Raw genomic sequence first — 12,490 nt, forward strand, 5'->3', positions numbered from 1 at the left:
TTGAGATACCAAGCTTACTTCAGGCCACACTTCCGTAAAGATGCTTGCCTAAGATTGAATTTTCCATTTTGATTCAAAGCGAACCATAATTTTAACCAAAACTTTATTTAGCCGCTTTGACAAGGTTAAGATGAGTTCAAGCGGGACTCCCGATGAGGTAATATAAGAAGTCTAAGCGGGCCGTCCGGCAAGTCCCGGATACGGTCCGCAATCCCCTGCGCGCGGATGGGCACTCGGCGCGCAGTCGGGACGGCCAACCGGGTGGGACTGGGGTCGGACGGAAATGTAAGTTCCGTCGACATAACAGGGAAGTTGTGCGGGTACAGGTATGGTAAACAATCCGAGTGATACGCGCCGTTCGCAGCGGCGTCAGCAAGGCCGTGCGGGCGACAATAATCGGCGCGACGCCGATGTGGGTGCCAGCCGGGAAGCGCCAATGCGCAACCGTCCCGCCAATGAAAACGAGCCGGCGTCCGCGGCGATGACCGCGAGCCTGCGCCGCAGGCCCTCTTTCGCGCCGTTCTATGTGGCCTTCGTGCTGTCGCTCGCCTGGGTCTTCCTGTGGTTCTGGAGCTTCAGCCCGACCATTCTCGACAAGCCGAACCCGTTCACGCAGCAGGCCATGCCGCAGACCATGACGGCGCTGGCGATCCTCGGCCTGCCCCTTGCGATCGTCTGGACGCTCGCCTGGTTCGTCAGGCGGGCCCAGCACTTGCGCCATGTTTCTGAGGTATTGGTTCATACGTCCATGCGCCTCGTCCGGCCGCAGGACATCGCCTCCGACGGCCTGGCCTCCATCGCCCAGGCGGTGCGCTCCGAAGTCGACATCCTGGTCGGCGGCGTCGAGCACGCGGTCACCCGCGCTTCGGAGCTCGAAGGCATCGTCCACAAGGAAATCGCCGCCATCGAGCGCGCCTTCGGCGGCAATGAGGAGCGTATCCGCACCCTCGTCGCCGGCCTCGAGAACCAGCGCGCCGCTTTGCAGCAGGCCGGCGTCGTGATCGGCACCGAGACCAATCCGGTCCTGGCGCGCCTCGAAACCAACACCCAGAATCTCGATTCGATCATCTCCAACGCCCAGTCGACCCTCTCCCATCTCGAGCATGGGTTGAAGTCGACGACGGTCGAGCTTGCCCGTACCATCGACGAGGTCGCCTCGCGCGCCTCCGTCGCCGGCTCCGAGATCTCCGGCCAGGCCGCCAATATGGAGCGCTCCTCCTCGATCTTCGTCACCGAGCTGCGCAAGTTCTCCGAGCATCTGACCGAGCAGATCGGTATCCTCGCCAATGCGACGGGCTCGCTCAACGCCGAATCGAGCAATTTCGGCATGCGCATCCAGGGCATGGAGTCGAATGTCGTCGACTTGCTGCGCTCCAGCATCGGCGAGCTCACCAATATCAACGGCCAGATCGCCCATACGATCGACCAGGCGACCGCCTCGTCGAGCGATCAGATCCGCACCGCCGGCACCCAGCTCACCGAGCTTCTCCAGTCGGCCAGCGGCAATATCGTCTATCATCTCAAGGCCACCTCGCAGGAAGTCGCCGAGCAGATCGAGAAGTCCGGCCTCTCCGTCTCCCAGCAGATCGAAACGAGCCGCGCCGGCATGACCGACGGTCTCGAAGGCGTGGTCAAGAATTACGTCGATCAGGTCGACCAGGCCCGCACCGGCCTCACCACCTTCGTCGAGCAGGCGAGCGAGCAGATCGCCGGCCGGGTCGAGGACTCGACCAGCCGCCTCTTCGCCAAGCTCGATGAGGCGTCGCGCTCGATCCATGTCGGCATCGAGGAGAACGGCAACACGCTCGTCGACCGCCTGACGCAGTCGACCGAGGCCGCCTCCACTGCCATCACCCAGTCGAGCAACAAGCTCGTCAATCTGGTCGAGACCAGCCGCGCCGGCATGACCAACGGCCTCGAAGGCATCATCAAGAACTATGTCGAGCAGGTCGAGAACGCCCGCTCGAGCCTTGCCGCCTATGTCGAGCAGGCCGGTGGCGAGATCGCCGCCCGCGTCGATGATTCGACCGGCCGCCTGTTCACCAAGCTCGACGACGCCTCGCGCGCCATCCATGTCGGCATCGAGGACAACAGCAACGTCATGGTCGAGCGCCTCAACGGCTCGACCAATGCCGCCGCCGCTGCCATCAGCGCGGCCAGCGCCAAGCTCGTCGCCCTCGTCGAAACCAGCCGCGCCGGCATGACCGACGGCTTCGAAGGCATCATCAAGAACTATATCGACCAGGTCGAGAACGCCCGCACCGGGCTTGCCGCCTATGTCGAGCAGGCCGGCGGCGAGATCGCCGCCCGCGTCGACGATTCGACCGGCCGCCTGTTCACCAAGCTCGACGACGCCTCGCGTGCCATCCATGTCGGCATCGAGGACAACAGCAACGTCATGGTCGAGCGCCTCAACACCTCGACCAGCGCCGCCGCCGCTGCCATCAGCGCGGCGAGCGCCAAGCTCGTCACCCTGGTCGAGACCAGCCGCGCCGGCATGACCGACGGCCTCGAAAGCATCATCAAGAACTATATCGACCAGGTTGAGCGCGCCCGTACCGGCCTCGCCACCTATGTCGACGAAGCGGGCGGCGAGATCGCCAACCGCGTCGATGATTCGACCACCCGCCTCTTCGCCAAGCTCGACGACGCCGCGCGCGTCATCCATGTCGGCATCGAGGAAAATGGCAACGCCCTCTTCGAACGGCTCGTCGCCTCGAGCGGTGCTTCGACCGAAGCCATCGGCGAGATCGTCACCCGTCTCGACGATCAGACCGGCCGCCTCTTCGCCAAGCTCGACGACGCCTCGCGCGCCATCCATGTCGGCCTTGAGGAGAACGGCAATGCCCTCGTCGCGCGCCTTGCCGCGTCGAGCGGCGCCTCCACCGAGGCAATGGGTGAGATCGTCTCCCGTCTCGACGACCAGACCGGCCGCCTCTTCGCCAAGCTCGACGATGCCTCACGCGCCATCAATGGCGGTATCGAGGACAACGGCAATGCGCTCGTGGCGCGCCTCGCCGCGTCGAGCGGTGCCACAACCGAAGCCATGGGTGAGATCATCACCCGTCTCGACGACCAGACCGGCCGCCTCTTCACCAAGCTCGATGACGCCGCGCGCGCCATTCAGGTCGGCATCGAAGAGAACGGCAATGTCATGGTGGAGCGTCTCAACAGCTCGACCACGGCGGCTGCTCAGGCCATCGGCCTGTCCAGTGCCCAGTTGGTCAAGCTGGTCGAGACCAGCCGCGCCGGCATGACCGACGGCCTCGAGAGCATCATCAAGAACTATGTCGATCAGGTCGAGCGTGCCCGCACCGAGCTCGCCACCTATGTCGACGAGGCGGGCGGCGAAATCGCCAACCGCGTCGACGACTCGACCGGCCGCCTCTTCACCAAGCTCGATGACGCCACGCGCGCCATCCATGTCGGCATCGAAGAGAACGGCAACGCCCTCGTCGAGCGCCTGGCCGCTTCGACCGGCGCCTCCACCGAGGCCATCGGCGAGATCGTCACCCGTCTCGACGACCAGACCGGCCGTCTCTTCGCCAAGCTCGACGAGGCCTCGCGCGCCATCCATGTCGGCATCGAGGAGAACGGCAATGTCATGGTCGAGCGCCTCAGTGCGTCGACCAGCGCCGCCGCCGAGGCCATCGGCCTGTCCAGCGCTCAGTTGATCAAGCTGGTGGAGACGAGCCGCGCCGGCATGACCGACGGACTCGAGAGCATCATCAAGAGCTATGTCGATCAGGTCGAGCGCGCCCGCACCGGCCTCACCGCCTATGTCGACGAGGCCGGCACCGAGATCGCCAATCGCGTGGACGACTCGACCACCCGCCTCTTCTCGAAGCTCGACGACGCCGCACGCTCCATCCATATCGGCATCGAGGAGAACAGCAACGCGATGGTGGAGCGCCTCGCTGCGTCCACCGATCTCGCCGCCTCGACGATTTCGACCTCGAGCGCCAAGCTGCTCGGCGCCATCGACACCAGCCGTTCGGGCCTCGCCCAGGGCCTCGACATGGCGCTCAGGGAGTATGTCGATCATGTCGAACGCACCCGCCTCGGCCTGACCGAGGGCATCGATACGTCGCTCAAGAACTATGTCGATCATGTCGACCGCACCCATTCCGGCATGACGGAGAGCCTCGAAAACTCGCTCAAGGGCTACATCGACCATGTCGAGCGCACCCGTACCGGCCTCACCAGCCTCGTCGACGATGCCGGCATGCATCTGGCCGGCCGCCTCGACGATTCGACCAGCCGCCTGTTCGCCAAGCTCGACGAGACCGCGCAGACGATCCATGGCGGCATCGAGGAGAACAGCCACGCGATGGTCGAGCGTCTCAACGCCTCGACCGATCTCGCCGCCTCGACGATCGCCGCGGCGAGCGACAAGCTGATCAACCGGGTCGACGAGACCTCGGGCCGCGTCGTCGGCCATCTCAACATGTCGAGCTCGCAGCTCGTCTCCAGCATGGATCAGGCGGCCGCCAGCATTCTCAACCAGCTCAACGTGGCGGGCACCGAGATCACCGGCAAGGTGGAGGACACCACCACCCGCTTCTTCAACGTGCTGGGCGATCAGACCTCCCTCGTCACCTCCAAGCTCGACGAATCCGCCACCCGACTCGCCGGCGTCATCGGCGACTCGTCTCAAGCGATGGAGAGCCGCATCGAGGAAGCGGCCGAGCGCCTCTTCGGCCATATGGGCGCCACCGCGACGGCGATCACCGGCAAGATCGACGAGACGACCAACGGCGTCTATGCGCGCTTGCGCGACACCGCCACCGGCATCACCACCGACCTGCAGGCCACGGGCTCCGCCGTCACCGACCTCGTCGCCTCGACCGGCCAGGCGATCACCTCGCATATCCGCGAGACCTCCGACATCGTCACGCGGCAGATGCAGGACTCCGGCATCGCCGTGTCGCAGAACATCGAGGGCGTCGGCGGCATCGTCACCGAAAAGCTCATCGGCGTGTCGGGCGACTTCGTCCAGAACGTGGCGCGGGCCCGCGACGACGTCTTCAACCTGCTCGAAAACGCCTCCTCGCAGATGACCGGCAGGCTCGAAGAGACCACCCATCAGCTGTTCGGCCGGCTGGAGCGCTCCTCGGGCGACCTCACCTCGCAGCTCGAGCAGACCACCCAGCAGCTGTTCGGCCGTCTCGAGAACACCTCGGGCCAGCTCACCACGCAGCTCGAGGAGACGACCAACCGCATCACCGACCATATCAGCGGCACCGCCACCCTCGTCACCTCGAGCGTCGGCCGCGTCGCCGGCGACCTCGCCAAGGACCTGCGCGATACCTCGACGCTGCTCACCTCGCAGCTCGACGAGACCTCGGGCCGCCTGACGTCGACGCTCGAAAGCACCGCGGCGCAGCTCTTCTCGCAGCTGAACCGCACCTCGGACGACCTGGGATCGCAGCTCTCCGAGACCTCCGAGCGCCTGACGACGCAGCTCGAAAGCACCTCGGCGCAGCTCTTCTCGCAGCTCGACACGGCTTCCGGCCGTATCGGCGGCCAGCTGAGCCTCACTTCGGGCCAGATGACGCAGCAGCTCGAGGAAACCTCCTCGCGCATCTTCGATCAGCTCGACACGACCCGCAACGCGATGACCGAGCGCCTCGAATCGACGGCCTCCGACGTCGCCGAGCGCCTCGACAACGCCGGCAACAAGATGTTCTCGCGCATCGACAACACCGTGCGCGATCTGGGCGAACGCTTCGACGTGGCCACCGATCTTCTCGACAAGATCACCACCGATGTCTCGGGCCGCATGGAGGGCGCCAGCCTCTCCTTCGCCCAGACGCTCGACAGCGCCAGCACCAACATCATCACCAACCTGGGCAAGGCGTCGGACGCCTTCTCGGAGAGCCTCGGCCAGACGACGCTGCAGGTCTCCGGCCAGTTCGAGCAGCAGACCGGCCTCCTCGCCGATCACATCGACCGGGCGGCGCGCGACTTCGAGCGCAGCTCGCAAGGCTCGACCAAGAAGCTCGAGGAAGCCGGCGGCAAGTTCTCCAAGCATCTGGAGACCGCCAACTCCTTCCTCGCCAACCAGCTCTCCACGACCGCGACCAACATCGACGAGCGCCTGGAAGGCATCAGCCTGCAGCTCACCGGCAAGCTCGAAGGCGCCGGCAGCCGCATCTCCGAGCGTCTCGAGGACGTGTCGGGCGTGGTGCAGAAGTCGCTCGACAAGTTCAACCTCGACATGGAGCGCATGCTCTCCAGCCGCGAGGATACTTTGGGCGGCCTCGTCGACGCGCTGGGCAAACGCGCCCAGGATGTCGATCAGATGATGCGCGGTTTCCTGGGCCACATCGAGGAATCGCTGGGTTCGGCCGAGCGCCGTTCCCTCGAGGTCGGCAAGTTCATCTCCGAGAACACGACGCAGGTCGCGTCCAATCTGGAGAAGGAGATCCGCAAGCTCGAATCCTCCTCCGACCTGCAGATATCCAATGCCGCCCGCGTCATGCGCGAGCAGCATGAGCGTGCCGTCGGCGCCATGAACCAGATGATGGCCGAGACCGCCACCGGCTTCCAGCAGACGGCGCAGGAGATGCGCGTCACCGCCCAGCAGGTGGTCAAGGACATCGAATATGCCCGCAACGAGCTGAAGCGCGCCATCTTCGATCTCCCCGACGAGACGCGCGCCAATGCCGACGCCATGCGCCGCGTGGTGGCCGATCAGATCTCGGCGCTCAACGCCCTCGCCGATGTGGTGAAGAAGCAGTCGAGCGCGCTTGATCTCTCAGGCCCGGGCATATTCATGCCGACCGGACGAGGGTCCGGCGCGGGAAAATAGCAGGCGCCGGGTCTGACGCTCCCCCGCGGACCTCAGGCGCCCAGAAAAGAGAGACCACGCGGAGCACAGACGAGCCCCCGGCCCAATTGCGGGGCCGCCTCGAGGATGAGCCGAAGCCGGCCAATGGCACGGAGCGCAAGGCCAAGGCGCCGCAGCTCTCACGCGCCTTGGGCCGCGAGGCCGAGACGCTAGTCCACAAGCTCCACGCCGCCGCCCGCGATATCGTCGAGGCGATCGACACCGAGCTGCCGCGCGATCTGGAGAAACGCTTCTCGGCGGGTGCCGAGGACATCTACACCCAGAATCTGCTCGAGGATCGCGGCCGCCGCCTGCCCAAGCTCATCGAGCGGCGCTACCGGGAAGAACGGCTGGTGCGCGGCCGGGTCGATGCCTATGTGCGGCTGTTCGAGCGCCTGCTCGACGCCCTTGCGGAAACCCCACAGGGCGACAATCTGGTCGACGCCTCCCTTGCATCGGAATCAGGAAAGCTCTACCTGCTGCTCGCACAGGCCTCAGGGCGCATCAGCCCGCAATAACAGGTAGCGACAGATGGATATTGCCAAGCCCTATCTCCTTTTCCTGGGAGATGTGAAAGACCAGCTTGCGGCCAAGACCGCGCAAGGCGTCGTCGACTGGCGCCCGGACTGGTGCGTCGGCCAGATGCGCCTCGAAGGCTGCAAGGCCGATTGCGGGCTGAAGGACGTGACGATCGCCGAAGCCGCCGCGAAGGGCGCCAAGACCATGGTGGTCGGCGTCGCCAATGCCGGTGGCGTTCTGCCCGACCATTGGGTGGCCCGCATCGTCGAGGCGCTCAACCAGGGCCTCGATGTGGCGACCGGCCTGCATAAGCGTCTGGGCACCATACCGGAGATTGCGGAAGCCGCGAAACGCAACGGTCGCAAGCTCCATGACGTGCGCTATACCGACATGACCTTCGCCACCGGCAAGGGCACCAAGCGGCCGGGTCTGCGCCTGCTCGCGGTCGGCACCGATTGCTCGGTCGGCAAGAAATACACCACCCTCGCCCTCGACAAGGAAATGCGTGCCCGCGGCATGAAGTCGGATTTCCGCGCCACCGGCCAGACCGGCGTCCTGATCTCGGGCCGCGGCATCGCGCTTGACGCCGTCATCGCCGATTTCATCGCCGGCGCCGCCGAATGGCTGAGCCCGGCCAATGATGCGGACCATTGGGACGTCATCGAGGGCCAGGGCTCGCTGTTCCACCCCTCCTTCGCCGGCGTGACGCTGGGCCTTCTCCATGGCGCCCAGCCCGATGCCTTCGTCGTCTGCCATGAGCCGACCCGAACCAAGATGCGCGGCGTCGAGCATGCGCTGCCGTCGATCGCCGACGTGATCGAGCGCACCATCGTCGAGGGCCGGCTGACCAACCCCAAGATCGCCTGCGTCGGCATCGCCATCAATACCGAGCATCTCGCCGAGAAGGACGCGCTCGCTCTCCTCGAGCGCACGGGCAAGGAGCACGGCCTGCCCTCAGTCGACCCGATCCGCACCGGCACCGGACCGATCGTCGACCTCCTGCAGAAGCGTTATCACGCCTGATGTCGCGGCAGGTCGAGATCGCTCATGAGAGCTGGCCGATCGCCGGCTCTTTCACCATCTCGCGCGGCTCCAAGACCGCCGCCGATGTCGTCGTCGTCACTTTGACCGAAGGCGGCGTCACCGGGCGCGGCGAATGTGTGCCCTATCCGCGTTATGAGGAGACGGTGCCGCAGGTCCTCGCCGCCCTCGAAGCGGCGAAGGGCGCCATCGAGAGCGGTCTCGAACGCGCCGATATCGCGCGCCATGTCGCACCCAAGGCGGCGCGCAACGCGCTCGACTGCGCTTTGTGGGATCTCGAGGCGAAACGCGCCGGCAAGCCGGTCTGGCAGCTCGCCGGGATCGCCGAGCCGACGCCGGTCGTCACCGCCTACACGCTGAGCCTCGACACGCCGGAAGCCATGGCGAAGGCGGCGGCCAATGCCGCCGACCGCCCGTTGCTCAAGCTCAAGCTCGGCCGCGAGGGTGACGAGGAGCGTATCGACGCCATCCGCCGGGCGGCGCCCAAGGCGCGGCTCATCGTCGATGCCAATGAAGGCTGGAGCGAAGCCGTGCTGCCGCGCATGCTGGCGGCCTGCGCCAAGGCCCAGATCGAGCTGGTCGAGCAGCCCCTGCCCGCATCGGCCGACGACGCCTTGCGCGATATCGACCGCAAGGTGGTCATCTGCGCCGATGAATCCGCCCATGACGCGGCGGGCATCCGGAAGCTGATCGGCAAATATGACGCCCTCAACATCAAGCTCGACAAGACCGGCGGCCTGACCGGGGCGTTGGAGCTCGCTCGCGCTGCCCGCGACAACAATATCAAGATCATGGTCGGCTGCATGCTGGCGACCTCGCTCGCCATGGCGCCGGCGATGCTGCTCGCTCAGTTTGCCGAGTTCGTCGATCTCGACGGGCCCCTGCTCCTGAAGAACGACCGCGTGCCCGGCATCAACTTTGCCGGAAGCCTGATGAGTCCGCCGCCAAAGGCCCTGTGGGGGTAAGGCGCAGCAGCGCAAATGCGAGTGCCGAGGCGGCGAGCGACATCGCCGCCATCGCCCAATAGGCATGGCCGGCATAGGCCTCGAACAGCGGTCCCGCCGCCACCGTCGCCAGCATCATGAACAGGCCGCCCGAGCAGGCGGCGTAAAGCCCTTGCGCCGAATTGCGCAAATGCGCCGGCATGTAGAGCAGCAGGAAACGCATCGTGCCGAAATGGGCGAGCGCGAAGGTGAGAGCGTGCAGCGCCTGCAGCGGCATCAGCAGCCAGAGCGCCGGGTCGAACGCGGTGACCGTCCAGCGCAGGATTCCGGCCAGGCAGCCGATGAGGATCAGCACGGTCGGCGCAAAGCGCGGCACGAGCCGCCCTGAGAAGAAGAAGAACACCACCTCGGCCGAGACGCCGATGCCCCATAATATGCCGATGATCGCCTTGGAATGGCCGAGCTGCTCCCAATGGAGCGAGCCGAAGCCGTAGAGCAGCGCGTGGCTCGCTTGCGCGATGCTGACCGCCGTCAGGAAGATGATGAAGACCTTGGAGCGGAAGAGCTGCAGCACGTCGGCGGGCCTGACCCTGATGGCGGGCGCTCCGGCACTATCGGCTTTCTGCGGCCGCTTGTCCGGCAGAGCCAGGCTCGCGGCGGCGAGCGCCAGATAGCTCACCGCGATCAGCAGCACCGCCTGCGCCGTCGCCATCCATTCGAGCGCGAAGCCCGCGACCAGCGTGCCGACGATGAAGCTCACCGACGCCCACAGCCTTTGCCGCCCGTAATCGAGACCGGCCTTGGCGCTTTCGACGATGGCGAAGTTTTCGGCGATGGGCCCCACCGGCGACAGGACGATGGACGCCATCACCGCCACCGGGAAGATGGTGATGAAATCGCCCATGAAGCTCAACAGCAGATAGCTCGCCGCGCAGGCGAGCGCCCCCAGCCGCACCAGGATGATCGGCCTTCCATAGCGGTCGGCGAGGAAAGTCCCGAGCGGCGCCCCGAACATGCGCACGATGATCTGGCCCGACAGGACGGCGGCGATTTCCGCGGTGCTGAGGCCGCGATCGGCCAGCCACAGGGGCAAAAACGGCAATTGCACGCCCAAGCCTAAGAACAGGAAGGACATGAAGAAACAGAGGCGGAAATTGAGGGCCTGAGGCTGCATCGGCGCCGTGGGAGACGGAGGTTTCAGCCTCTAAACGAAACGCTAACCAGTTTCCAGAATAATCAGGCCGAGCTCGGTGTGTGTGAGTAGCGGGAGTAAGGGATGAGTTCGCCCGGTCAGGGTTCTGGCGCGGTTGTTTTTCCGCCTGGGCAGTATGAGGCGCTCGAAAGTGCCGTCATGGAATCGGCGCGCGGGCGCTGGTTTCTGTCCGAATATGCGAAGCGCAACCGGGCGGCCGACACGATGATGCTGCTCGACGCCCTGAAGAAGCTCGAAAACGTTGCGTCAACGAACCCGATCAAGCCCGACCGGCCATTGCCCGATATCGGCCAGCTCGCCTCGACCATCAAGGCGGCGCGCTCCGAGATCGCCTCGACCCACAATGACCTTTTGCCTGATGGCGGCTATCTGCCGGCCGACAGCGCGCTTTATGATCACATCACCGCCGACGCCAAGTCGATGGGCCACGAAATCACCAAGCGGTCGATGAGCCTGCGCGTCATTGCCGGCGGTTTGAAAGCGGCAACGGCCGACGAGGAGCATGTCGAGGCGGTCGAGGCCAATGCCCGTTCTCTCGAAAACCTGTCCTGGTCGCAGGAGGTGCTGAGCGAGCGTATCGCCAAGGCGATGGGACTTTTAAGCGAGATCGACAATACGCTGACCGGCTTCTCGGCCGAGGTGGAAGAGGCTCCCCTGGCGGGGCGGCAGATGCCCTACTTCTCCCGCGACGAGGATCTGTTCACGGTGCCGCCCGAGGCGCCATCCGAACCTCCCCCGCTCGACCTCGCCGCCGAAATGGATAAGGCGACACAGGCCGCCGCATCCGCGGAAAAGCCGCGCATCGTCGTCATCCGGCGCGGCAAGAACGAGCCGCTCGACATCCCGCTGACAGGCTAATCTTTAGCTATCAGGATTTCGGCGAAGAGGGCCGGATCGACATTGCCGCCGGAAGCAATGAGCGCGATCGTGCGGCCTTCGGTGGCGATCTTGCCTGAAAGCACCGCGGCGAGGCCGACCGCGCCGCCCGGCTCGATCACCAGTTTCAAATGATGGAAGGCGAAAACCATCGCCCGCCGTACCTCCGCCTCGCTGACGACGAGGCCGGCGCCGAGCCGGCTCTGATTGACCGCGAAAGTGAGCTCGCCCGGCTCGGGCGACAGCAGCGCGTCGCAGATCGAGCCTGACGCTTTGGCATTGCGCTCGCGTTTGCCGCTGGCGAGCGAGCGGGCATGATCGTCGAAACCTTCCGGCTCCACGCTGTGGATCTGCGTCCCGGGCGAACGCGCTTTCACCGCGAGCGAAATGCCGGCGATGAGGCCGCCGCCGCTCACCGGCGCCAGCACGGCATCGAGCTTGGCGCCACGTTCGGCAGCCTGCTCCACGAGCTCCAGTCCGCTCGTGCCTTGTCCGGCGATGATCTGCGGATGCTCGAAGGGCGGCACGATGACGGCGCCGCGCTCCGTCGCGATCCGCCCGGCGATCTCCTCGCGGTTCTCGCGGACGCGGTCATAGGTCACCACCTCGGCGCCATAGGAGCGTGTATTGGCTTTCTTGATCTCGGGCGTGTCGACGGGCATCACGATGAGCGCCGGCAGCTTCATCAGCGCCGCCGCCGCGGCGACACCTTGCGCATGATTGCCGGAGGAATAGGCGACCACGCCGCCTCTCGCCGTCTCCGCGGTCAGGCGCGAGATGCAGTTCCAGGCGCCGCGGAACTTGAACGAGCCGGTGCGCTGCAGGTTCTCCGCCTTGATCAGCACCCTGCCCTTGACGCGCGCGTTCAGTGCGGCCGATTCCAGGAGTGGCGTAACGACGGCTTGCCCGGCAAGCCGGGCCCGGGCGTCGACGACATCATCGATGGTGGGGATTTGTCTCATGGTTCAGCCAATTACCCCATTCCGCTTGGTCACGCCACCAGGCCGTCCCTTGAACCGGCCGCCGCCCTTCCCATATCTGCCATGCAATTTGATCGGAGGAGGA

7 protein-coding genes are annotated in these 12,490 nt (G+C 65.6%); 5 read left to right on the plus strand and 2 right to left on the minus strand.

Annotated elements, in window-relative coordinates:
* Nucleotides 1–436 precede the first annotated feature (436 nt).
* From JHL16_RS03105 to dgcA, 4 genes are all read left to right on the plus strand, one after another.
* The gene (locus JHL16_RS03105) at nt 437–6,814 is read left to right on the plus strand and encodes an apolipoprotein A-IV repeat region-like domain-containing protein (RefSeq protein WP_200183429.1); all 6,378 of its coding nucleotides are present in this window, start codon (nt 437–439) and stop codon (nt 6,812–6,814) included.
* 86 nt (nt 6,815–6,900) lie between these two features.
* Entirely contained in the window at nt 6,901–7,350 is a 450-nt protein-coding gene (locus tag JHL16_RS03110) for a hypothetical protein (protein WP_200183430.1), read from the plus strand.
* A 13-nt stretch (nt 7,351–7,363) separates the two neighbouring features.
* A complete protein-coding gene (gene dgcN / locus JHL16_RS03115) occupies nt 7,364–8,374 on the plus strand; it encodes an N-acetyltransferase DgcN (RefSeq protein WP_200183431.1) in 1,011 nt (336 codons plus the stop codon).
* Nucleotides 8,374–9,357, plus strand: a complete 984-nt coding sequence (gene dgcA, locus JHL16_RS03120; RefSeq protein ID WP_200183432.1) for an N-acetyl-D-Glu racemase DgcA — start codon at nt 8,374–8,376, stop codon at nt 9,355–9,357. Before dgcN ends, dgcA begins: the two co-directional genes overlap by 1 nt.
* On the opposite strand, the gene JHL16_RS03125 is transcribed toward dgcA, so the two are convergent.
* Nucleotides 9,305–10,510 carry an MFS transporter gene (locus JHL16_RS03125; RefSeq protein WP_200183433.1) on the minus strand — a complete coding sequence of 402 codons (1,206 nt, stop codon included), beginning with the start codon at nt 10,508–10,510 and terminating at the stop codon, nt 9,305–9,307. The genes dgcA and JHL16_RS03125 overlap by 53 nt on opposite strands.
* Before the next feature lie 102 nt (nt 10,511–10,612).
* Here JHL16_RS03125 and JHL16_RS03130 point away from each other — a divergent pair, with 102 nt between their 5' ends.
* Nucleotides 10,613–11,407: a hypothetical protein gene (locus tag JHL16_RS03130; protein ID WP_200183434.1), complete on the plus strand. Its 795-nt coding sequence runs from the start codon at nt 10,613–10,615 to the stop codon at nt 11,405–11,407.
* Here the strand turns inward: JHL16_RS03130 and JHL16_RS03135 are convergent.
* On the minus strand, nt 11,404–12,387 hold the full coding sequence (locus JHL16_RS03135; protein ID WP_200183435.1) for a threonine ammonia-lyase: 984 nt from the start codon (nt 12,385–12,387) through the stop codon (nt 11,404–11,406). The genes JHL16_RS03130 and JHL16_RS03135 overlap by 4 nt on opposite strands.
* Nucleotides 12,388–12,490: the final 103 nt, after the last annotated feature.

Origin of the sequence: Taklimakanibacter albus (genome assembly GCF_016595235.1) — a bacterium.
Lineage (GTDB): Bacteria > Pseudomonadota > Alphaproteobacteria > Rhizobiales > Aestuariivirgaceae > Taklimakanibacter > Taklimakanibacter albus.

Excerpts from the sequence above, each read along its gene's own strand:
- JHL16_RS03105 (WP_200183429.1), top strand. The coding sequence starts at position 437 with ATGCGCAACCGTCCCGCCAATGAAAACGAGCCGGCGTCCGCGGCGATG.
- dgcN (WP_200183431.1), top strand. The coding sequence starts at position 7,364 with ATGGATATTGCCAAGCCCTATCTCCTTTTCCTGGGAGATGTGAAAGAC.
- dgcA (WP_200183432.1), top strand. The coding sequence starts at position 8,374 with ATGTCGCGGCAGGTCGAGATCGCTCATGAGAGCTGGCCGATCGCCGGC.
- JHL16_RS03125 (WP_200183433.1), bottom strand. The coding sequence starts at position 10,510 with ATGCAGCCTCAGGCCCTCAATTTCCGCCTCTGTTTCTTCATGTCCTTC.
- JHL16_RS03130 (WP_200183434.1), top strand. The coding sequence starts at position 10,613 with ATGAGTTCGCCCGGTCAGGGTTCTGGCGCGGTTGTTTTTCCGCCTGGG.
- JHL16_RS03135 (WP_200183435.1), bottom strand. The coding sequence starts at position 12,387 with ATGAGACAAATCCCCACCATCGATGATGTCGTCGACGCCCGGGCCCGG.